Source organism: Enterococcus mundtii (genome assembly GCF_003957375.1).
Taxonomy (GTDB): domain Bacteria; phylum Bacillota; class Bacilli; order Lactobacillales; family Enterococcaceae; genus Enterococcus_B; species Enterococcus_B spodopteracolus.
This window is the reverse complement of record NZ_CP025473.1, coordinates 1,350,865-1,374,426: the sequence shown is the minus strand read 5'-3', so window position 1 is coordinate 1,374,426 and position 23,562 is coordinate 1,350,865. Positions and strand designations below refer to the sequence as shown.

The 23,562-nt window shown below is 38.6% G+C and carries 20 protein-coding genes and 1 pseudogene; 16 read left to right on the top strand and 5 right to left on the bottom strand.

What is annotated here, in order from left to right:
* Window positions 1-58 precede the first annotated feature (58 nt).
* The 4 genes from CYK55_RS06820 to CYK55_RS06805 all read left to right on the top strand — a co-directional run bounded on the left by CYK55_RS06820 (window position 59) and on the right by CYK55_RS06805 (window position 3,286).
* Window positions 59-1,132: an ABC transporter permease gene (locus tag CYK55_RS06820; protein WP_034688285.1), complete on the top strand. Its 1,074-nt coding sequence runs from the start codon at window positions 59-61 to the stop codon at window positions 1,130-1,132.
* Between the two features lie 7 nt (window positions 1,133-1,139).
* Window positions 1,140-1,820 carry an ABC transporter ATP-binding protein gene (locus CYK55_RS06815; protein WP_034688283.1) on the top strand — a complete coding sequence of 227 codons (681 nt, stop codon included), beginning with the start codon at window positions 1,140-1,142 and terminating at the stop codon, window positions 1,818-1,820.
* Window positions 1,821-1,838: 18 nt separating this feature from the next.
* The gene (locus CYK55_RS06810) at window positions 1,839-2,450 is read left to right on the top strand and encodes a TetR family transcriptional regulator (protein ID WP_034688280.1); all 612 of its coding nucleotides are present in this window, start codon (window positions 1,839-1,841) and stop codon (window positions 2,448-2,450) included.
* Window positions 2,451-2,707: 257 nt separating this feature from the next.
* The gene (locus CYK55_RS06805) at window positions 2,708-3,286 is read left to right on the top strand and encodes a histidine phosphatase family protein (RefSeq protein WP_034688277.1); all 579 of its coding nucleotides are present in this window, start codon (window positions 2,708-2,710) and stop codon (window positions 3,284-3,286) included.
* Between the two features lie 97 nt (window positions 3,287-3,383).
* Here the strand turns inward: CYK55_RS06805 and CYK55_RS06800 are convergent, their stop codons facing one another.
* Window positions 3,384-4,256 (bottom strand): MurR/RpiR family transcriptional regulator, encoded by an 873-nt coding sequence (locus CYK55_RS06800; RefSeq protein WP_126134087.1) that lies wholly within the window; start codon window positions 4,254-4,256, stop codon window positions 3,384-3,386.
* 212 nt (window positions 4,257-4,468) lie between these two features.
* Between CYK55_RS06800 and CYK55_RS06795 the strand changes: the two genes are divergently transcribed.
* The 11 genes from CYK55_RS06795 (at window position 4,469) to CYK55_RS06745 (ending at window position 15,770) form a co-directional block, all read left to right on the top strand.
* Window positions 4,469-5,506 (top strand): Gfo/Idh/MocA family oxidoreductase, encoded by a 1,038-nt coding sequence (locus tag CYK55_RS06795; RefSeq protein WP_126134086.1) that lies wholly within the window; start codon window positions 4,469-4,471, stop codon window positions 5,504-5,506.
* 215 nt (window positions 5,507-5,721) lie between these two features.
* Window positions 5,722-6,765, top strand: a complete 1,044-nt coding sequence (locus tag CYK55_RS06790) for a LacI family DNA-binding transcriptional regulator (RefSeq protein WP_034688269.1) — start codon at window positions 5,722-5,724, stop codon at window positions 6,763-6,765.
* Between the two features lie 146 nt (window positions 6,766-6,911).
* On the top strand, window positions 6,912-8,246 hold the full coding sequence (locus CYK55_RS06785) for a PTS sugar transporter subunit IIC (protein ID WP_126134085.1): 1,335 nt from the start codon (window positions 6,912-6,914) through the stop codon (window positions 8,244-8,246).
* 12 nt (window positions 8,247-8,258) lie between these two features.
* Window positions 8,259-8,696, top strand: a complete 438-nt coding sequence (locus CYK55_RS06780; RefSeq protein ID WP_034688266.1) for a DUF3284 domain-containing protein — start codon at window positions 8,259-8,261, stop codon at window positions 8,694-8,696.
* A gap of 92 nt (window positions 8,697-8,788) precedes the next feature.
* On the top strand, window positions 8,789-11,035 hold the full coding sequence (locus tag CYK55_RS06775) for an alpha-galactosidase (protein ID WP_126134084.1): 2,247 nt from the start codon (window positions 8,789-8,791) through the stop codon (window positions 11,033-11,035).
* Window positions 11,032-13,080, top strand: coding sequence for a beta-galactosidase (locus CYK55_RS06770; protein ID WP_034688264.1), 2,049 nt, complete (start codon window positions 11,032-11,034; stop codon window positions 13,078-13,080). The genes CYK55_RS06775 and CYK55_RS06770 overlap by 4 nt, the downstream gene beginning before the upstream one ends.
* 83 nt (window positions 13,081-13,163) lie before the next feature.
* Window positions 13,164-13,457: a hypothetical protein gene (locus CYK55_RS06765; RefSeq protein WP_034688262.1), complete on the top strand. Its 294-nt coding sequence runs from the start codon at window positions 13,164-13,166 to the stop codon at window positions 13,455-13,457.
* 162 nt (window positions 13,458-13,619) lie between these two features.
* A complete protein-coding gene (locus tag CYK55_RS06760) occupies window positions 13,620-13,811 on the top strand; it encodes a hypothetical protein (RefSeq protein ID WP_034688259.1) in 192 nt (63 codons plus the stop codon).
* 34 nt (window positions 13,812-13,845) lie between these two features.
* Entirely contained in the window at window positions 13,846-14,190 is a 345-nt protein-coding gene (locus CYK55_RS06755) for a hypothetical protein (protein WP_034688257.1), read from the top strand.
* Window positions 14,187-14,711, top strand: a complete 525-nt coding sequence (locus CYK55_RS06750) for a hypothetical protein (protein ID WP_126134083.1) — start codon at window positions 14,187-14,189, stop codon at window positions 14,709-14,711. The genes CYK55_RS06755 and CYK55_RS06750 overlap by 4 nt, the downstream gene beginning before the upstream one ends.
* A 114-nt stretch (window positions 14,712-14,825) precedes the next feature.
* Window positions 14,826-15,770 carry an L-lactate dehydrogenase gene (locus CYK55_RS06745; protein WP_034688252.1) on the top strand — a complete coding sequence of 315 codons (945 nt, stop codon included), beginning with the start codon at window positions 14,826-14,828 and terminating at the stop codon, window positions 15,768-15,770.
* 1,270 nt (window positions 15,771-17,040) lie between these two features.
* Here the strand turns inward: CYK55_RS06745 and CYK55_RS06735 are convergent.
* Window positions 17,041-19,581, bottom strand: coding sequence for a cation-translocating P-type ATPase (locus tag CYK55_RS06735; protein WP_126134082.1), 2,541 nt, complete (start codon window positions 19,579-19,581; stop codon window positions 17,041-17,043).
* Window positions 19,582-19,842: 261 nt separating this feature from the next.
* Between CYK55_RS06735 and CYK55_RS06730 the strand changes: the two genes are divergently transcribed.
* On the top strand, window positions 19,843-20,331 hold the full coding sequence (locus tag CYK55_RS06730; protein ID WP_126134081.1) for a GNAT family N-acetyltransferase: 489 nt from the start codon (window positions 19,843-19,845) through the stop codon (window positions 20,329-20,331).
* A 32-nt stretch (window positions 20,332-20,363) separates the two neighbouring features.
* On the opposite strand, the gene CYK55_RS06725 is transcribed toward CYK55_RS06730, so the two are convergent.
* From CYK55_RS06725 to CYK55_RS06715, 3 genes and pseudogenes are all read right to left on the bottom strand, one after another.
* Window positions 20,364-20,678 carry a hypothetical protein gene (locus CYK55_RS06725; protein WP_126134080.1) on the bottom strand — a complete coding sequence of 105 codons (315 nt, stop codon included), beginning with the start codon at window positions 20,676-20,678 and terminating at the stop codon, window positions 20,364-20,366.
* Window positions 20,679-20,754: 76 nt separating this feature from the next.
* Window positions 20,755-22,926 (bottom strand): annotated as a pseudogene (locus tag CYK55_RS06720) (DNA topoisomerase 3).
* Window positions 22,927-23,213: 287 nt separating this feature from the next.
* Window positions 23,214-23,555, bottom strand: a complete 342-nt coding sequence (locus CYK55_RS06715) for a hypothetical protein (RefSeq protein ID WP_126134079.1) — start codon at window positions 23,553-23,555, stop codon at window positions 23,214-23,216.
* Window positions 23,556-23,562: the final 7 nt, after the last annotated feature.

Here is a 23,562-nt window from a genome sequence, read left to right as displayed (position 1 = left end):
CTTTTACCCAGTGACAATTTGTCACTTAGAGAGAAATCGAAACGGAGGAAACAAAAAAATGTTTTTAGCGATAAAAGAAATGCGCTATGCCAAACTACGTTATGGGCTGATTATTGGGATCATGTTCCTGATCGCTTATGTTGTGTTTATGTTAACTGGTTTAGCAAGTGGACTCTCCGAAGAGTTCAAAAAAGCAATTGTTGACTGGAAAGCACAAGAAATCGTGTTATCAGAAGATGCCAATAAAGTCTTTGCTGCCTCTCAATTGACGAGAGAAGATCTGGATCAAGTAGACGCAAAAGACAAAGCGCCTATTGGCTTATTCAGTGGAGCAGTCAAAGCAGAAGAAAAGGAGAATATCTCTGTATTCGGGACGACAAGCGATGCGTTCTTATTGCCTGATTTATTAGAAGGCGAGATGTTCAAACAAAAAAATGAAATCATTATTTCCAAAAATATGGCAGATCTAGGTTTTTCGATTGGCGAAAAAATCAAAATCGGTAGCTATGATGAAGAGCTAACAATCGTTGGTATCTTCCCTGAAACGTATTACACGGTTAGTCCGGTCGCTTATACAGATCTTGATACATGGACACAGTTGAAATTTGGCGACCAGCCTTTTGCTTCTGATGAGAAGAAGCCGATCAATGCCATTGTCACGAAACAGGCTGCCACTATTCAATCGGATGGGGCTTCAAAAACATTACAAAAATTATCGATTGAAGACTTTATTCAAAGTCTACCAGGTTATTCTGCACAAAACATGACATTGAATGCGATGATTTATTTCTTGTTTGTCGTTGTTGCAGCAGTTGTAGGCATCTTTATGTATGTGATCACCTTACAAAAAACAGCGATTTTCGGTGTGATGAAAGCGCAAGGGATCAGAAATTCATTTATCGCCCGTTCCTTGCTAGCACAAGCATTCATCGTAGGAGTGGTTGGTGTAGCATTCGCAGTAGGGCTTGCTTTCTTGACTAGTTTGATCTTACCGGCTGCCATGCCTTTCGCGATCATGTGGCCTCAGTGGCTTTTATATAGTGGAATATTGATACTCGTAGCAATGATCGGTGGGCTATTCTCCATTCGAACAGTCGCTAAAGTTGATCCAGTTATTGCGATAGGAGGGTAATAGAAAAATGAAAGAAATATTGACAATGAAAAATATCGTCAAAAAATTCGGCAACGGCCGAACAGAAGTGACTGCACTAAAAGAAATCAATTTTTCAGTGAAACAAGGAGAATTTGTCAGCATCATCGGCCCTTCTGGTTCAGGGAAAAGTACATTTTTAACCATCTCAGGTGGACTCCAAACACCTAGTTCAGGTGAAATCCACATTAACGGTCATTCGTTTTCCGAATTAAATGAAAAAAAACGAGCAGACTTACGTTTTAAAGAAATTGGCTTCATTTTACAAAGTTCAAATTTGATCCCATTCCTAAAAGTCAAAGAACAGTTTTACTTAGTCGACCGTGTCGCTAAGAAAAAAGCAGGGGATGAGCGAATCGACGAATTGCTAAAATCATTGGACATCTATGAGTTAAAAGAAAGTTATCCAAAAGATTTATCTGGCGGAGAAAGACAACGAGTAGCGATCGCAAGGGCTTTATTCAATGACCCAAGCTTGATTTTAGCGGATGAACCCACAGCAAGCTTAGATACCGATCATGCCTATGAAGTTGTCAAATTGTTAGTCAAGGAAGCCCATGAGAAGCAAAAAGCGACTGTCATGGTCACGCATGATTCTCGGATGATCCAGTGGAGCGACCGCATCTATCGCATGGAAGACGGCTATTTAAAAGAACAAGCTAAAGCTTAAGCAGTAAGGAGAGTGTTTATGCCAAAAGAAACATTTTTCAATATTTCCAAAGAAAAACAGCAATGGATCTTAGACATTTTATTAGATAAATTTTATGATCAGCACATCAGCCAGATCAAAGTTTCAGAAATCGTTGAAGCAATGGGGATGTCTCGTGGTGCATTTTACAAATATTTTCGGGATTTAGAAGATGCGTATACTTTTACTGTCCGAAACTATTCCAATCAAGTCCATGGAGATATCATTGCTTCGATCAATCGAAATCGAGATCATTTTTTCTTAGGAATCGAAGAATATCTCGCCTGGTGTGGACAGCTAAGTAAAGATAGTTCTTATTGGCGATCCATCAAGTTACTCACACGTGCAAATGATCTAGGTTTAGCAAAGCGTTTAAAGAATCAAGGTGACACATCGATGGTTGAACAATGGATTGATTTATTGAAAATCAATCAGATCGTCATGGCTACGACAGAAGAAGCTATCAGTTTTTTATATTTCGTGATGGCTCTTGTCATGAATTCTTTGACAGATTATATGATCAACCAATGGACAGCTGAAGAACTAGTAGAGGATTTCCGCTATAAAGTCAAATGGCTAGAGATAGGAATAAAGAGTAAGACTAATAGTTAGACAAATCTATAAATTAAAAGAAGCATCTATTCCGCATCATTTTTTGTAATTGGGAGTAGGCGCTTCTTTTTTGTACAGCCGCTGTATAACCATTATTAAAGCTTGATGGTAAACATCTGGAGCATTGATTATTTCAAGTCAAGACAACTTTTATCCCAACCTCATCGAAAAAATAGGTTTTCTATTGACTTGGAGTTTACTCCAGAGACTATACTAAATAATGAAGATACATCCCCAAATCGACAGGAGGTCTTTAAATGAAAAAACTTTATCTCATGCGTCATGGTCAAACCTTGTTCAATCAATTAGGGAAAATCCAAGGGGCTTGCGACTCTCCCTTGACAGAAGCTGGGATCAGACAAGCAGAGGTGGCAAGAGACTATTTTGACACCAATCACATCACCTTTGAGGCGTATTATTCATCCACACAAGAACGAGCTTCTGATACGCTAGAAATCATTATCGGGGAAAAAGAATATCAGCGATGCAAAGGGTTAAAAGAATGGAACTTTGGCCGATTTGAGGGAGAAAGTGAAGCATTGAATCCTAAACGACCAGTTGGCGAAACTTCCTATGGTGATTCATTTGTTCCTTATGGTGGGGAGTCGGCAAAAGAACTCCAACAAAGAATGAACACCACCTTGATCGATATCATGGAAAAAGAGCACCAAAACGTGTTAGCAGTTAGCCATGGTGGTGCCATGTATTTATTCATTCAAAAATGGTTGCCTTATGAGCAAGTAGCCAAGATAAAATTTTCAAATTGTTGTATTTTAGAATTCGAGTATAGTGATCGTCAGTTTTCATTTATCCAGGCGATCAATCATCAATTTTAAGTTTTTTTGATAAATGAAGCATTATACGCCCACACTAATAGCCCAAAGACTAAACGAAGGATTCAGTCTTTGGGCTATTTCTTTGTTACTATCACGCTTACTTCTTGTATTCCTTTAACACCCCTTTTTGGATCAGCTCTTGTTTTTCTTTCAAATTCAATAAATTTTCTTGGTAATTTTGCGTATACATCAAGGAGTACAAGGTATTCAAGACATAGTCGAAGGCAATTTGAGAAGAGAATGTAGCAACTTTCGCAAAATCATACTCTTCTTGAGACACGACCAACCGCATGGCTGCTTTCTTTGCCATTTCAGATTGTTCATTTCCTGTGATCAATAAACTAGGTGCGCCAATATGTGCCAGGTAAGTAAGAATACGTTCGTAATGATGGATGCGTCCACTATAGCTAATAAAAATCCCGCAGTCATTTTCCGTCAAATTAGCCGCATTCCAGGACGAATCGCTATATTCTTCGGCTAAGATCAAGAACTTATTTAGTTTGACTAATTTGTTTTGGAATTTCCGAGCGGTTGTTTGCGAATCACCTTTTGCAAATAAGAAAATGCGCTCTGCTTTGTTTAAAACATTCGCGATGGTTTCTAACGATTGATTTTCCATTTGAAATTGCGCTTTTTTGATAGCTTGAATGGATAGATCTGCCATTTTTTTGGCAATCATCTTTGCATCATCATCAATGGTAAAAGGAAAATTAGGATCGATGACTTGATTAAACTGAGCAACCAGTTGGTGGACTTCTCGTCCTAATTCAAAGCGAAATTCTTTAAATCCGCTATAGCCGATTTTTTTACAGAATCGGCTAATGGCGGAATGGGAGGTATAGGTCTCCTTTGCCAGCTCTTCAATCGTCATATAAACTGCTGCTTCCAAATTCATCCGCAGATAATCGGCGATCCGTTTTTCATTTGTAGTAAATGTTTCTTGTTGGGTTAATTTTTCTTCGATAAGCATCCATCACACACCTCCAACTCTATCTTACTGAATAACTAGAAAAATAACCACTTCTTTTTATAGTAGTCTAAGATTGAACATCTTTTTCAAAAATATCGTCATTCTTTCAATTTCTTTGAACATTTTTACCAAAAAATCTAGAATCGACTTTCTTTTATCTCTTGTGCGCTATACTCAAGAAAAGAAATCATTCGAAAGTAGGAGGAAACGACATGTTAACAATCGCATATTTAGGCAATGGCAAAAGTACCAATCGCTATCATTTACCCTTCTCAAGAAGGCTACCTGATAAAATCAACGTCAAAAAAATCTACTCTCCATCAGCACCAGTGTGGGAAACTTTTGATGAGATCGAATATACCGATCAGTTGTCTGATCTGTGGGATGATCCTGAGATCCAATTAGTAGTCATTACGACACCAAGCCAATTTCATGCAGAATACGCCAAACTTGCTTTGGAAAATGGCAAGAACGTGTTAGTCGAAAAACCTTTTGCAGAAACTTCAAAAGAAGCAAAAGAATTATTTGACTTAGCAGCGGAAAAAGGACTATTTATCCAATGTTATCAAAATCGCCGCTTTGATTCGGACTTTTTGACTGTCCAAAAAGTGATCGAAAGTGGGAAGCTTGGTGATCTTTTAGAAGTGGAAATGCACTATGACTACTTCCGCCCAGAAATCCCAGAGGGTACTAAGGAATTTTCAGTTGCCAACAGCTACTTATATGGTCATGCCTGTCATACAGTAGATCAGGTCATTTCTTATTTTGGTGAACCAGATGATATTCATTACGATGTCCGTCAATTACTAGGCGCCGGTCGAATGAATGATTACTTTGATTTAGACTTTTACTACGGTCGAATGAAAGTTTCGATCAAATCAAGTTATTTCCGTATCAAAGAACGTCCTAGTTTTGTCGTCTATGGCAAAAAAGGGATGTTTGTCAAACAAACAAAAGACCGACAAGAAGAACACTTAAAAATGTTCTATATGCCTGAAAATGCGGACTTCGGGATTGATCAACCGGAACACTATGGTGGATTGACCTACCTTGATGAAGAAGGAACTTATCATGAAGAGAAAGTTGTTTCTGAAGTCGGAGATTATCGCCGAGTGTACGAAGGAATCTACGAAACGTTGATCAATGGTGCAGAAAAAATCGTAAAAGATGAAGAAACGTTGATACAGATGAAAATATTAGAATCAGGTATCCAACAGATTGAAGAAGCAAAAACTGCATTTGAAAATTAAGGATGTTGTTACATCCAAAAGGGGATACTCTTTTTTCAAGTAATGAAAAAATCGAGCCGTAAATCAATAGGAGGATTTACGGTTTTTTCGTTTATTCTGCCCAGTGATTCACGCAGAGCAACAACAAATCCTCAAAGAGCAAACGCTAAATTTTCATTCGCCTTTTGTTTAATCTTCTGTTACTATTTAGTAAACAGTAAACAAGAGGTGAGTAAATGGCATCTATACGTGATATCGCAAAAATCGCTGGGGTTTCAGCAGCGAGTGTTTCCCGTATCCTGAATGAAGATCCCACATTTAGTATCAACGAACAAACGAGGATACGTGTGATTGAAATTGCCAATCAATTAAATTATTCTGTCGATAAAAATAAACGCGGCAGTCGAAGTTTAGGAGATGAAATGACGATTGCCTTGATCGTTCGACATCAAGAAGAAGCCGAATTAGATGATCCCTATTTCCGCAAAATCCGTGGTGGCATAGAAAAAGAAGCAGCAAAGTGGCGTTTTCGCACGATCCGTGCTTTCCATATGAGAGATGCCCATAAAGAATGGAAAGAGTTAGCGAAATATGGTGCAGTGATCATGATCAGTGAAATGACGATTGAAGCAACGAAAAAAATCGCTACAATCAATCCCAACTTGATCTTGGTGGATAATTACTCGAACTCTGAGGAATTTGATTGTATCCAAACCGACTTCCAACAAAAAACCGTTGAAGTATTAGAAGTTCTCTATAAGAAAGGCCATCGAAACATCGCATTTATCGGTGGATACAGCAGTCAAGTAGCTGAAAACGGTGAAGTTCATAAAAACAAAGAGGAGATCCGGGCGGAATCTTACCTTAAATGGATGAAATTAAATGGCCTGCAACATTATGCCAATACCTATCAAGGAAACTGGAAACCTGAAGATGGCCTTCGTTTAGGCAAAGAGTTATTGGCGCAATCCTCGCCGCCCACAGCAGTTATCGTCGCCAGTGATCCGATGGCAGTAGGTGTCTATAAAGCAATCAGTGAAGCAAATAAAAAAATCCCTGATGATATTGCTGTCGTGAGCTTTGATGATATCGAAATGGCTCAATTCATGACACCAAGCTTATCAAGTATCAAGGCAAACCCGGAAGAAATGGGGCGTTTAGCTGTACGTTTAGCGAAGGAACGCATGTTAAAAGAACGAACGATGCCGATCCGTGTGATCTGTCACAGTGAACTCGTCTTACGAGATTCCATCGGACCGGACAGCTCGCGTTTCGATTAACTCATTGACACATTTATCCCTTGAAAAAGTTCGAGAATCTCTCTTTCTCGAACTTTTTTTATTTTCTTACTTGTGTAAACATTAAGTAAACAATTATACTCACCAAGTAAACGTTTGCATATATTAAATAAAAGGAGTTATCACACATGAAATTTGTCGATAAATTAGCTGAAAAAATGGTGCCCGCTGCAACGCTGATCGCAAATAATAAATATCTACTCAGTCTCCGAGATGGTTTTATGATGGCTTTTCCTGCAACAATGTTTGCTTCAATCATGATCATTATCCAAAATTTGCCAACGACCTTTGGGTTTGCTACGTTTCTACCGGAAGCATTCAATACCTTTTTAAACGAATTCTTTGGTCCTGTAGGTAATGCGACAATGAGTATTTCTGCACTTTTTATTGTATTTGGGATTGGTTATCAATTGGCTGGGCACTACAAACAACCACAAATCTTTGCTGGTGCCATTTCACTTTCTTGTTTTATCATGCTGTTACCTTTTGGAAGCGATGAAACAATGGGGACATTTGTCCCTTTATCGAAACTAGGTGCTGAAGGGATGTTCGTCGGTATCTTGACAGCGATCGTCGCTACCGAAATCTATAGTCGGATCAGTCGCTCAGGGTTTACGATCAAGATGCCAGAATCTGTACCGCCGATGATTGCTGAATCTTTCGTGGCCATCATTCCTGGAGCTGCTCCTTTGTTTTTATTCAACATCATCCGCTATCTATTTACTTTTACCACCTGGGGAAATGCAGTCGATTTCGTTTATCAGATGTTGCAACAACCTTTGATGGGACTTGGCGGAACTTTACCAGCTGTATTGATTGCTGTTTTCTTTACGCAACTTTTCTGGTGGTTCGGTATCCACGGCACGTTAGTCATCAATGCAGTGATTGATCCAATCATGGGTGCTTTAGCCATCGAAAACTTTGAAGCATATAAAGATGGTGTTGAGCAGTTGCCACATATCATCAATACGACTTTTATGGGCGTGTTCGTCAATCAAGGAATGCAACTTGGTATTTCAATCACAATGGCGTTCTTTATTGCTCGCTCTATCCGAATGAAGAAAACGATGAAAACGATCATTGCGCCAGCGATTTTTAATGTATCAGAACCAATGACGTTTGGACTGCCGGTCGTGCTGAACCCTATAGCATTCATCCCTTGGATTCTAGCGCCACTAGCTTCTACCACGATTTCATACTTTGCGATTTACTTTGGCTTCGTTCCTCGTCCAATCGGGGCAACGGTTGTCTGGACGACGCCGATTTTACTGTCAGGTTGGTTAGGAACTGGTTCGATTACCGGCGCACTTTTGCAAATCGTAACAGTAGTTGTGATGACATTGATCTGGGTGCCTTTCTTAGTTGCGATGGACCGTGAATATTTGAAGGAAGAACGTCAACAAGTGAAACAAGAAAAAGAAAACCAACTGATGGACGGAAAAATCACTATAGAAGAACAATAGGGAGTGAACCGTATGCGGATCGATACCTTGAACTACCGAAAGAAAATACCGACACACCCCGCACATTTTTATCAAGTACTACTTGAAGAACAATTAAACTATTTTCATAGCAAGGACCCTTCAATCACCCAGCTGACAGAAGGAGTAGCCGTCACGACTGCGCTTCAAACAAAACTAGGGCAAGCGACTGTCGAAAGTACGCTAACGATCCAACGTTTAGTCAAAGATGAACTAGTTGAAATGACTACTGATTACTCCGGTGGAAAAATTATTCAAACCTACCAACTAAAACGTCAAGATGAGCAGCAGTTCACATTGCATTATTCTGAAAGAAATGAACTGGTTGATGCCAAAACGCAGCTGAGTTTGCTTTTTGTCCTGCCATTTTATAAATTCTTTTACAATCGTCAGTTAGCCAAAAGAGTCAATTATTTGATACAAAAGCTCTGATTTCTCCACAGACAAGGAATGGAGGAACAAAACGTCGTTCTCTTCATTCCTTGTCTGTTTTACTAACTAAAAATTAAGAGGTGTTACCTTCCATGATTGAACAATTAAATAACCGCATATTTCACATGAATAATTCGCAAGTTAGCTTTATTCTCCATGTCATGCAAAATGGACAGATCGAGCAAATCTATTACGGTAAGCCTTTACATGGTTTATCTGTCGAAGAAATTGACTACTTGGTCACAGATCAAAATAAATCTGCTGGAACAGTCAAGTTTTTTGAAGATGACCCTAACTTTACGTTGACTGATCATCCACAAGCATATCCCGTGTATGGTTCTTCTGATTTTAGAGAAGGCGCGATCGAACTTTCAAGTAACCAAACACCTTACTACACAGATTTTCGCTTTGTCGAAGCCACGACTAAAAAAGGCAAGAAAAGAAACTTAAACTGTCCGGCTGTCTATGGGAATGAGGAAGAAACCGAAACACTCTCATTGAGATTAATGGATCAGGAACGTCAATTAGAGCTAATACTTCATTACACATTATTTTACGATTCCACCGCCATTGTTCAAAATCAGACGCTGATCAATCAATCTGAGGCAGATTTACAGATTCATCGCATGCTTTCAGGCGTATTGAATCTTTCTACCAAAGCATATGATTTTACTCATTTTTCAGGTGCTTGGTTAAAAGAACGGCATGAAAAGAAACGGCCGCTTGAACAAGGAATCGTAGCGATTGGCTCACTAAAAGGTGCAAGTAGCCATCAGCATAATCCCTTTATCCGGCTAGAACATCAAGACTCAACACTTGATCAAGGAGAGGTCTATGGGATGAATCTCGTTTATTCCGGTAATTTTCTCGCTCAAGCAGAAGTGGATGAATGGGATAAAACGCGAGTGATGATCGGTATCCATCCGACACAATTTCTTTGGACATTAGCGCCTAAGAAAAGCTTTACGACACCCGAAGCAGTCTTGATGTATAGCGCTGCAGGTACGAATGGTCTTGCCAAACAATTTACACATTTTATCGAAAACTACCTGATTGATCGTCAATGGCAAGACACGCCACGACCAATCATCTTCAACAACTGGGAAGCAACATATTTCGATTTTACTGAGGAAAAACTCCTGTCCCTTGCGACCATTGGAAAAAAATTAGGAATGGAATGTTTTGTCTTAGATGATGGCTGGTTCGGCAAACGAAACAACGATCGTTCCTCATTAGGTGACTGGACACCTAATAAGCAAAAATTCCCACACGGTTTGGCTTCCTTTGCAACTAAACTAAAAAATATGGGTCTTCAATTCGGCATGTGGTTCGAGCCTGAAATGATCTCTCCTGATAGTCAGTTATTGGAAAAACATCCGGATTGGGTAGTGAAACATCCCTATTCACGTATCTCAGTCGGACGTGGGCAATATGTGCTTGATTTTGCGAATCCGGCTGTTGTTGAAGGGATCTATGAGCAAATGGCAAAGATCATCGAAGAAACGAATTTGACCTATATCAAATGGGATATGAACCGAAATATCACTGAAGCCTATTCCGCTTATTTAGAAAAACATCGGATTCATCAACAGGAGTTCTTCCATCGCTATGTCCAAGGCGTCTACACGCTTTACGGTAAATTATTGACCAGCTATCCTGATCTTTTGATTGAAGGCTGTGCTGGTGGGGGAGGGAGATATGATTTAGGCATCTTATTTTATAGTCCGCAAATCTGGCCAAGTGATACTAGTGATGGGTTGGAACGATTAAGTATTCTTAGCGGAACATTAGCAGGATATCCCCTTTCTAGCTTTAGTAATCATGTCTCTGCTTCTCCGAATCATCAAGTATTACGTGAGACTTCTTTAGCATTTCGCCAAGATGTGGCGATGTTTGGCCCTCTAGGCTATGAATTAGACCTATTGACTTTGACAGAAGCAGAAAAACAACAGATCAGTGACCGGATCAATTTTTACAAAGCCCATCGTCATTTGCTGACTCATGGGGAATTTCTTCAGATTTTGCCAAATCATCCTGCTGATAATGAAATTTGTTGGGGTGTTTTCAGTCATGATCGGTCAGAAGCGATCATTGGCTTTTATCAAAAATCGGCACGAGCCAATCCAGCAGCAAAGGCATATTTACCACTTCCAGAATGTCTGAATAGGGATAGGCATTATCAAATCAATGAAAAAGAAACGATTAGCGGTCATTTCCTGATGAATGTCGGTCTGAGAAAACCACGTTTGTTCAATGGAGTGAATCATACCACTTACCAACTTGCAGGAGACTGTCAATCATTCATCTATCATCTGGTAGAAAGGAGGGAAATGAAGTGAAGACTTATAATGATACTCGTTTACTCCATGGTGGGGATTATAATCCGGAACAATGGTTGAATCACCCTGAAGTATTGAAAAAAGATTTTGCGTTGATGGACAAAGCTCATGTCAATACCGTAACTGTCGGGATCTTTTCATGGAGTACATTAGAACCAGAAGAAGGGGTTTATCACTTTGACTGGTTGGATAAAGTGTTTGAAGAGATGTACAAACGTCAAGGTCGTGTGATCTTGGCCACACCAAGTGGCGGACGACCGCAATGGTTGAGTGAAAAATATCCAGAGGTGAATCGAACGAATGCAAAAGGACAAAAGCATCATCATGGTTTTCGCCATAACCATTGCTATACATCACCTGTTTATCGGGAAAAAGTCCAGCAAATCAATCGGCGATTAGCTGAACGATATGGTGACCATCCGGCATTATTACTGTGGCATATCAGTAATGAATACTCAGGAGAATGCTACTGTCCACTTTGTGCAGCCAAATGGCGTGAGTGGGTCAAAGCGAAATATCACACCTTAGAAGCGGTGAATGACGCTTGGTGGATGACGTTTTGGAGTAATGATTATTCCAGTTGGTCACAAGTTGTGCCACCTTCGCCTCTTGGAGAACATAAAGTACATGGCATGGATCTAGACTGGAAACGATTTGTGACTGATCGGACGATCGATTTCTTTTTACATGAAATCGAGCCGATCAGAGAAATCACACCAGCTATTCCAGTAACGACTAATTTTATGGCAGAAGGCCATGATCAGCATGACTTTATTCCCCTGGAAGGACTTGATTATTCCAGATTTGCTGAAGTTGTTGATATTGTCAGTTGGGATAGCTACCCTGACTGGCATAATCCGTATGAAGCTTTACACGTGACCGCCATGAAATCAGCTTACGTCCACGATCAATATCGTTCATTGAAGAAACAACCGTTTCTCGTGATGGAATCGACGCCTAGTTACGTGAATTGGCATGCATTCAACAAGGCGAAGAAGCCAGGGATGCACCTGCTAAGCGGGATGCAACAACTGGCACACGGGTCAGATAGCACACTCTATTTTCAATGGCGGCAATCACTAGGGAATTCCGAAAAATTCCACGGGGCGGTGGTCGAACATGACAATTCAGAAAACAATCGAGTCTTCCAAGAAGTTTCGGCATACGGAAAACGATTAGACACTTTGTCTTCGATCAAAGGTACACAAACAGAGGCAAAAGTCGCTATTTTATTTGACTGGGAAAGCAATTGGGCATTAAAAAGAGGCGGTGGTTTTGGCCGTCCAACTCGTCGTTATATCCAAACACTACAAGAACATTACCGATTCTTTTGGGAAAGAGATATTGCTGTTGATATTTTGACGCCAAATCAAGACTTCTCCAATTATTCTTTAGTCGTTGCACCAATGCTCTATTTGATGCGTGAAGACACGATGGCTGAACTCTCAGAATATGTGACAAAAGGCGGCACCTTGATTGGTAGCTATTTTACCGGAATGGTCAATGAACACGATCGGTTACATCTTGGAGAATGGCCACAAGTATTGCAAACACTTTTTGGTGTCTTGCCAAAAGAGCTTGATACGCTTTATCCTGGGGAATACAATCAAATTCTATACAAGGAACAAACGTATCAAACAAAAGACTACTGTGGTATCGTCAAAGAAACGACAGGAAAGGTGAGGGCTACTTACCAAAAGGACTTTTATACTGGTACGCCAGCTTTAGTTGAAAATCACTTAGGGAAGGGGACTGCTTATTACTTAGCGGCCCGTACCAATCTGGATTTTTTAGAAGTATTTTACCAACCGATCATCGAAAAATTAGCGTTGCAACGAGGAATCGTCAAGGCATCGCATCCAAAAGTATCGATTCAATCGCGAACAGATGGAACACACTGCTATTACTTTCTAATGAATTTTTCTGAAGAGATACAACAACTTGAGTTACTTGATTCTCACTTGGACATCGGAACAAATCAAACGCTTACTGGTATACTAACGTTTGCACCTTACGAAGTGAAAATACTACGGAAAGAAAATTAATACGAATGATCACACCTTTATGTTTTGACAGTTATTTTATTCTTGTTGTAGGATAGAGACAGAGCAACAAGGAGGACGAGAACATGACAAATTATGATGGAGAAAAAGAAAAACGATTAAGAGGATCAATGGCGCCTAAAACAGACGATGAAGTTGCGTTAGCCGGAACTAATTCTGGTGAAACAACAGATAAAGAAGAGGCGTTAGCTGGAACCAACTCCGGGGAAGAAAAAGAAGTCGCGATGTCTGGTTCAAATGCAGTGGAAGAAGAGTCTGAGCATCCAACAAAGAAACATCATTTGAAGGAAGAACTAGAAGAAGTAGTAGAAGAAGCGAAAGAAAAATTTGATGCTTTTAAAACGAAACACAAAGAATAAGTAATCAAAAAAAGAACTTGTATCCACATGAGCCATGTGAAAGGCTTACGGATGCAAGTTCTTTTCTATTTTTTCAAAATAAGTCAAAAAGAGTTTTTTTCGGACAATCCTTTCATTATAAACTATGATTGCTTATTGCATGTCTAAAGGAGGTGAAACATAGTGGTTGGTCATACAGACATCATTCAATTATTGACAAAATATTTTATCAATAACACATCAATGATCATTGGTATCACAAGTTTTGTTATTGTTTTATGTGTTTTTATTTCTGTAAAAATGGTTGCACAACCTAAAATGGGGAAACCATCTAAACAAGCACTCGCCAAAAGTCGGTATAAAAAGGGGAAGTAATCACTGGATCAAAGAGGAGAAGGGGGAAAAGAAAATGGGCATATACTGGGTTTCAACATTTATTGCGCAACAGCAGGAAAATTTTTCACCAGCTAGTCAAGCAGATAAGCTTGCTGCTTTTGTTATGGCGTTTATTATTCAGTTTAGTTTTTCTGGCTTTTTTACGGTTTACTTACTTGTCGTAATTATTTGGCAAATATTCAAATATATAAAAAGAGTGACTCGTAAAGATCGAAGACATTTTAAAAAAGAAGTTGCGGCTTCATATAAAGTCCAAGAAGAAAGAGTTAAAAGCAATATAGAAAAAGAAAAGGCCCGAGCAAGTAGACAAAGTGATGTCTTTGAGCCATGGAACCAGAATGAGGAGCAAAAAGATTGAGGAACTTTATACTGTATCAGTTTCATCGATTATTCAATACAAATACATATCGGGAAATGTTATTCCAACGAATCAACGAAGCCATCTATTCGACTTATCATGCTGCAAACTATCCTAAATCTACTGGTGAAAATGAAATGGAGCGGTTAGCTAAGAAGCTCAAGCGCAGCGAAAGAAGAAAAAACTTGCTCCCTAAACTTGGTGATCCACTCTATAAAAAACCTTCTTCAAGAATTTATGTCGAAGATTTACAACTAAAAATTTCTCCTACTCGTTTGGAAGAAGAGCCTAATTTTAGTTATATTTCACGACAATCCAGTACCAATTCTTTACCTGATGAACATCAAGCTTATCAACCAACAAAACCTGAACTTATGTCTTTACGATCTAAAGTTAAAAACCTTTCACCGCAAATGACTGCTTTAGCAAAAGCAAATGATCCTTCAACTAAAGAATTGCCCACTTCTCGTAAAGAAATACCAAGAGTGAGAAGAACACAATCTGACTATAAACGTTATTGACTTTCTATAAAAAAAAATTATAGTATATATAATTTCTATATTATTGAAAAATGATGGTAATCGATTTATAATTTTCATGAAAATAACAAAGAACGGATGAAAGGTGTGTTAGACATGAAAAAAACAAGTCGTAAAGTTGTAATCGTAGGTACAGGATTTGTCGGTACAAGTATTGCTTATGCGATGATCAATCAAGGTGTTGCCAATGAACTTGTCTTAATCGATGTCAACCAAGAAAAAGCAGAAGGAGAAGCTTTAGACTTACTAGATGGAATGGCATGGGGCGAAAAGAACGTTTCCGTATGGTCTGGCACGTATGAAGAATGTCAAGATGCAAATTTAGTGATCTTAACTGCTGGCGTGAACCAAAAACCTGGTCAAACTCGCTTAGATCTAGTGAAAACAAATGCAACAATCACTCGTCAAATCGTTAAAGAAGTAATGGCTTCAGGATTTGATGGTATCTTCGTTGTTGCTTCAAATCCAGTTGATATTTTAACTTACTTAACATGGCAAGAATCCGGCTTACCAGCTTCAAGAGTAGTAGGAACTGGAACAACCTTAGATACAACTCGTTTCAGAAAAGAAATTGCTTTGAAACTGGCAGTTGATCCACGTAGCGTACACGGTTATATCTTAGGTGAGCATGGGGATTCAGAAGTAGCTGCTTGGTCACATACTACAGTCGGTGGTAAACCAATCATGGAATATGTTGAGAAAGATCATCGTTTAGAAGAAAATGATTTAACAGTACTTGCTGACAAAGTAAAAAATGCAGCTTATGAAATCATTGACCGTAAAAAAGCAACTTATTACGGTATTGGTATGAGTACGACTCGAATCGTCAAAGCCATCCTAAATAATGAACAAGCTGTACTACCAGTTTCAGCTTACTTAAATGGCGAGTATGGTGAAGAAGATATCTTTACTGGTGTGCCATCGATCGTTGATGAAAATGGGGTAAGAGAAATCATTGACCTATCGATCACACCTCAAGAAAAAGCAATGTTCCATCAATCAGTCAGTGAATTAAAAGCCGTACTTGATACTGTACGCTAACATCAACAATGAAATAAACAAAAAATGGGAACAATCGGGAAGTAACAAAAAAATTATTTCCGGTTGTTCCCGATTTTTTGATGATAGAAGAGTATATAGAAAAGAAAGGGGCATTTATAGGTATAGCTATTATTAATGAAAAAAATGCCTTTGATTGGTATTGCATTTCTATTATGGATCGTGATTCTCAGTTTATTACTTATATCTTTACTGTAGAAGAATAAGAAAGCAAAGTACAGTTGGGATAATAAAGGAGCCAAGATCGTTCCGTTAGTGTTTGCTGTTGTTTTACATATTCTATTTGGAGTATTTATTGGGATTATTTTTTATCATATTTCCGTGTTCCGTTTATAGTGAATTATAGGAACATTTGAACGGATAAGAGGGCATTCGTGGATAGAGAAAAAAGAGTCTATAGGGCTTAGACTCATACAATTTGTAGAATTTATCAGCGATTTTTTTCTCCGTTGTGATTTTTTCTAATTATGAAATCGCTTTCTCTGTACACATCAGCTCGATCATTTCAATCATATCTTGCTCATTGGCTTCATCTATAGATAACATATCACATTAAACTTGGTCAAAGAGAACCAAAAAAGTGATTTTCGAGGAAAATAAGGAACTTAAATAGCTAAGTTATTTAAAGTAATAATAATAGAAAAAGATTGCTAAATCGATCGTTCATATGCGATTTATGGATAAACATATGGAATTAGTAAAACGTACTATTGAACAACTGATATAAATTAGTTTACGATAAATACATAAATTGACGAAGTCATAAGAACTTCTTGAGACCAACTAAAATCTGATGCAAGAATGGCAATCTGTTTTTTGCAGACTTAGGATGAACATAGATTTAAAATCAGTGGTTTCTAGTAAATGGATAATGAATAACTAGTCAGAGAAAACCAATCAAGTGCAAAATAATTTTAAAATTTTGCAGGAACAAATAAAGGTTCATTTCAGATCTAAAAAGGTTTAATCGGGGTGTAATTCGCTTTAAATCTACTTTGTATAATATATATTATGTAAACTAGAATAAATAAAAATATTTATCCGTGTGTTTTTTCGCTCTAACCTCTCTTGCTTATGATCAAATACAGCATTTTACTTGTTTTTTAGACATTGACATTTATTTTTGTCATTTATTCTTTTTTCCAATCAATATAAGAAAAGTTCGTCTGTCTTGCAAAAAATGGAATACAGACGAACTCGAACAGTAAAATTTAGCTTTATAACTAGTGGAAAGAAAAATTTCTGGTAATACTTAAAACAGATGTGTCCATTTTTTCACTTCGATATAGGCTACTGGAAGAAAAGACAAACCAAGAACCCATAGCCAGTTGGAAAGTCCAATCGTAACAAATCCAAAGATATGTTGTGTAACAGGGATTGTCACTAATAAGACAATGATCAATGCACCAATTGCTGTAGTTAAGACTAGCAATGGATTACCCAAAAATTTCAATCGTAAAATAGATACTTCACTGCGACAATTATACATATGGCTGATCGTGGATAACCCTAAGACAATAAATGTCATTGTTTCAGCAATCGCTACTGATTGTGTACGACCAATAACTATCGCCAATAATGTGACGACGGTAAACACGACAGAGATTTCAAGAATCTTAAAGGTCAATCCTCGTGAAAAAATGCTATCGTATTTATGAATCGGTTGTTTTTCCATATTTTTTTCCTCTGCAGGTTCGACACTTAAACTAAAACCAGGGATGCCATCTGCGACTACTTTGATGATCAACAATTGGATCGCTGTGACTGGCGCGCCCCAACCTAAGATCAAAGAAATCAATACGATCGTTAAAGCTGAAATATTACAACCTAACATGGCATATAGAGATTTACGGATATTTTGATAGACTCTTCGCCCCTCTTCTACCGCTTGGACGATCGTTGCAAAATGATCGTCTACTAAAACCATATCAGAAGCTTCCTTCGCCACTTCCGTTCCACTCCCCATAGCAATACCGACGTCTGCTGCTTTCAGTGCTGGCGCATCGTTTACTCCGTCCCCTGTCATAGCGACGATTTCGTTCTTTTGTTGAAAAGCTTTAACGATTCGTATCTTGTCTTCAGGTGACGTTCGGGCAAACACTCGAAACCTATCGATAGTTTCGGTTAACTGTTCGTCACTCATTCTTTTCAGTTCCGCCCCTGTCATGGCCCGGTCTCCTTCTCCCATTATCCCTACTTCTTTAGCAATACGTGAAGCTGTTAATAAATGATCGCCAGTAATCATAACGGTTTTGATTCCTGCTGTTTTGGCTACTTCCACTGCTTTCGCTGCTTCTTTTCTCGCTGGATCAATGATGCCGATAAAGCCGGCAAATGTCAGCTCCTCCTCTAATTTTTCCTCTGATAATTCTTCGATTGATTGTTGGAATACCTTGTAGGCTACCCCTAATACACGGTACGCTTGATCAGCAAGTTGATCATGTTCCGCTTGGTAATCTTCGTTTAGATTCATCAAATGTAGTCGATCGAATGCTCCTTTTGTGACTGAAAAATATTCTTGACCTCTACGATAGACGACAGTCATACGTTTTCTTTTTGAATCAAAGGGCAATTCTTTGATTTTTTTCAAATTGGAAAGAGATTCCTGTAATTCTTTCTCCGAAAATTGATCTTTTACAGCTTTTTGAATCGCTAATTCCGTTGGATTTCCCCCTCCTTCGTTCTCAGAAAAACCACTCGCAAGATAAAACAGCAAAAGTAGATTTTTCTCCTTGTCTTTAGTGAAATCTATAAGAGTAGGTATTTCTGTTAATGGAGTAATTTTTTTCACAGACATTTTGTTTTCAGTAATCGTCCCCGTTTTATCTGAGCAAATGACAGAAACGCCACCTACTGTTTCAACGGTTGACGGTGTCCGAACAATGGTTTTCTTAACTGCCATATTCCCCATTCCCACAGCTAAAGAGATGGTTACGACAACAGGTAATACTTCTGGTATTGCTGCCACTGCCATTGAAATTGCAGTCATGATACTTGATTCTACGCTCAAACCTTTTACTAAACCAATTACAATTGCCAAGAAACCAGCAGTGATTGCGACTAGCCCTAGTACTTTAGCCAGTCTTTGCATTTTGATTTGCAGTGGTGCGACATGCGTTCCTTCGTTCGTGATCAAATGAGAGATTTTTCCGATTTCTGTCCCATTGCCAGTTTTTTCTACTAAGACTGTCGCTTTACCTGTCACGACTAATGAACCAGAAAATACTAGATCTTTACGATCACTCAGTCCTTCATTATCAGTAGGTTGATAAGAAGCGTCTTTTTCACTCGGTTCACTTTCTCCAGTCAAAAATGATTCGTCAACAAAGAAATTAGTACTTGTAATTACTTTCGCGTCAGCAGGGACACGATCACCCAATTTAAGTTGTACGATATCACCAGGAACGATCTCAGTGCTATTGATTTCTTTAACGAAACCTTCTCTCAAGACAAGACTGGTTGGCGTACTCATTTTTTTCAGTTGATCCATTGATTTTTCCGCACTTTTTTGTTGCCGTATTGATAAATAAAGATTTAATAGGACAATCGAAAAAATCACAACTGGTTCTGTAAAATCATCTGGATGCGTGCGATAAGCTATAAACGTAGATAATCCGGTAACAACAAGTAAAATCAAAATCGTGATATCTTTTATTGCTTCTTTGAGATAAGCAATAAAAGATTTAGTTGGCTGATTGTCAATCGAGTTCAAACCGTAGTATGCTAATCGATCGTTTGCTTCTTGTTCTGTTAATCCTTTTTGTCTATCTGTCTGTAAGTTTTCTATTTTCATTCTGCCTATTCCCTCCCAAAACAAAAAGGAGTCAGGCAAACGAACCATTAAAGCCTACGGTTCGTTTGTCTGACTCCTACAAGATCGTTCCGGCGAACGCTCTTAAGTCATAAATTTTTTATGAAGTTATTATTTCACAGTTCAAGCAATGGGTCAAGGGAGAAGTTGATAAAAGAATGTCCCTCTGAGTACAAAGTAAATTGACCCTTCCGTTCATTTGTATTACGATAAATAAACACGATAGAAAAGGAGCCTTGTCCGATGCTGATCCGAGAAATTAAACCACAAGATGATCCAATCATCAAAGAAATTATTCAAACTTCCCTAGAATCACTCGATTTGGCGATTGAAGGAACTGCCTATTTCGACCTACAATTAGACCATTTAACAGACTACTACCATGTTCTCTCCTGTGCTGCTTATTGGGTGGTGGAATTAGAAAATAAAGTAGTTGGCGGAATCGGCATTGCACCTTTCGACGAGCAAAAGCAGATATGTGAATTACAAAAATTGTACTTAGCCCCAGAAGCAAAAGGTTTAGGAATTGCCAACCAATTGATGGAAACAGCATTGTCTTATGCCACTCAACATTACCGTCAATGCTATTTAGAAACGATGCATTCCTTAAAGCCTGCTTGTAAACTGTATGAAAAGTTCGGCTTTCACTTGATAGCTGATCCACTAGCAGGTTCTGAACACTCCACGATGGACGCTTGGTATATTAAAGAGTTAAAAAAAGACGGCGAATAAGGAAATTTTTCTCTTATCGTCGTCTTTTTTATTTATATGAACTGTTGAATAAATTGCGTAATCATCGGTAAGAAATAAACAACACCCGCCGCAGCTAATACGAAAAGCAACTGTTTCCGTTGTTTCTTTCTTTTCAGTAGACTACTCGTTGTATGCAACAAGTAAGTGCCACTCTTGGCTGCTGCAGTCAAAGTTGTCAAAATGACCGTCGGTGAGTAGCCAGTCGGATGTTTTGTAATAGCTAATAATTTGGTTCCGTATTCTGGATATGCGATGACCGCTTGATAGAGCGCAACCAACGTTAACAATCCCATCGCATAATTCAAAAGCGAATTGATTTTTTTCACGTACAAGTACTCCTCTAATAATTATTACTTTAGTATTTTTTGGTTTAGGTATTTTAACTTTTCGGAATATATATACCTACTCTTGTTTTTCCATCCAAGGAAATGAAAAGCCGATCGTTAAATCTTCTTTCAAAACTAGGACTGCATCAAACTTCCCTTTTTTACCAGTGAATCCTTTGACCACTTTACTAGTCTTTCCTTTTGAGAGTAACTCTCTAAGATTGGTTTTGGTCAATTTCTTCTTAGCAATCGTAGGCCACAATTTAAAATCACATTCCTTGTTCGTACATGTCGCGATTTTTGGATACAACATCACAATGCCTTTTTTACATTTCGGACAACGCCCGATTTGGTCATTCTTCTTCTCCATTGCTTCGATTTGCATCAAACCGCTTTGCTCTTCCGACAAGTCGACTGTTTTTACTTGTTCTGGGACGACTTCTAATAAATGCAGAATAAATTTTTTGATATTTTCTAAAAAAACTTCCGGCGTTCATTGCCGTTCACCGATTTTTTTCAAATAACTTTCCCACCGCGCTGTCATCTCAGCACTTGTCAGTAAAGATTCTCCTGCTACTGCTTTACACAAAGTGATACCTTTAGCAGTCACTTGAATATCATTTTTATTGACTTCGATATAGTGCCTTTGTTTCAAGTTTTCAATAATGCTCGCGCGGGTTGCTTCCGTCCCGATCCCTTCCACTTCTTTCAGAATCTCTTGCGCTTCTTCATCATCTAAGGTCTTTCCTGCGGTTTTCATCGCAGTGATCAGCGTTCCCTCATTGTAGGGCTTAGGTGGCTGCGTTTCTTTTTCAAGGCTTCTCAGATCAACAGTCACGACCTCTTGCTCACTGACTTTAGGCAAAAACTGACCATCTGATTTTTTCTTGCTTTTTACGGTCAAGATTTGTTGCCAGCCTTCTGCGATCGGACGTTTCCCGACACTTTTTAAACGTAATCGTTCCACTCCTGTAAGGATCACGGTTTCTTCATAGCGATAATTTTCTGCAAACATTGCTAAAGTCGTACGCATCACCTGCAAATAGATCGCTTGCTCTAGTCGGGAAAGCTTCGCAAAACGTTCCTTCGTCGGTATCGTTTTGGTTGGAATGATCGCATGATGCTCTTGGACTTTTTTTGCATCCACATATCTTTTTTTAGGAAATGTTTCTGGTGTCGCTACCTCTGTGATCCCTAAAAACGATTTATAGCGATCAAGATTTTGGACAAGATACTGGTGTTCACTTTCTGTAATGTAAAAAGAATCTGTCCGAGGATAACTCAAAAACTTGCTTTCGTACAAACCTTGGACTGCATCAAGCGTGGCTTTCGCACTGACTTTCATCAGTTGATTCATTTTCGATTGTAAACTTGACAAAGAAAACAAACGAGGACTACTTTGTTGTTTTTCTTTTTTCGTTACTTGTAAGATCGTTCCTTGTTGTTTTCCTAAATGCGCACCTTTTGCCTCTATCGCAGCAACTAATTCGTCCGCAGTCTTAAAGGTTTGTTTCGGTTCGATTTTACCGACAAACTGTCCATGTTGACTTTTGATCTGCGCTTCTCCTTCGAAATAAGGCTCTTTTTTAAACTTCCTGATTTCTTCTTGTAACTGGTAGATCATATAAAGCGTTGGTGTTTGGACACGCCCTAATGAAAAGCTTCCAGAAATCCCTTTTTGTTGTAAAAGTAAACTATATAGCGGACTGCCATTCATCCCGATCAGCCAATCCGCATGTTGACGTGCTTGTGCTTCTTTGTATTTTGGATAAAATTGCTCCGCTGGTTTTAGTTGTTTGAACCCTTGATAGATGGCCTCTTTTTCCAATGAATTGATCCATAAGCGTAAGTACTGCTTTTGCTTCGTAAAGGCTTTTGCTTGCTGGATGATCGACCAAGCAATCGCTTCACCTTCACGGTCGCTATCTGTTGCGATAATGATCGTATTAGCTGCTTGTAATTGTCGTTTGACAATGGCGAATTGGCTCCGTTTCTCTGGAGGCACCGTATATTTGAATTGGTCAGGAAATATCGGCAAGTTGGGCAATGACCACTTCGCCCAGCGTTCTTCATACTCTCCAGGAGGAACCATTTCCACTAAATGACCAAACCCATAAGTGATTGTTACTTCACCTGTGAATAGTGGATCACTAACTTCAAAATAACCTTCCTGCTTTTTCCTTTTTTTGAACGTTTCCGCATACGCTTTTGCTTGAGAAGGCTTTTCAGCAAGTATCACTGTTTTCATGTTTTCCCTCCTCCTCTTGATAAAATAAGAATTCCTTAACAGTTTACCAAATGGTTTTCAAAAAGAATAGCGAAAAAATTGAAGATGTTTTTGTTGAATGGAAAAAAGCGTTACAAAAAAATAACTATAACCACCTAAAGAATAACATTTATCTTTTTATTATTATCATGCTGTTATTTTTAAACAAGAAGATAAACATTGATAAAAGAACAGCAAGAATTAACATATAATTAGTTTTTGCAAGGTAAATAACCATATAAAAAATGAGGTTTTTTATAATTGTAATTTTAAATAAACTTGAAGTTTATTGTTATATTTTGGAAAATATAATTAAGCAATCTACGACACAAATAAGGAGGTTTTTGGTAGTTGAACTGTTGGTAGTCACTCAAGCCATTTGATAAAAAGGAGTAAAAAATGAAAAAAATGTATCGCCTATTACTTGTTGGTCTGTTGCTCGTACCTTTTGCCACTTTGCCACTTGATGTCCACGCCCAAGAAGCGATCGCTAGCGAAATCACCCAACCTGACGAAACCATCGGTCCGATCGATACCACCTCACCGATCCCTTCGTCCGCAGAACCGCAAAATGCAGCAGTTGCCATAAACGTTTTTAATGGAATCAGCATGTCTGCT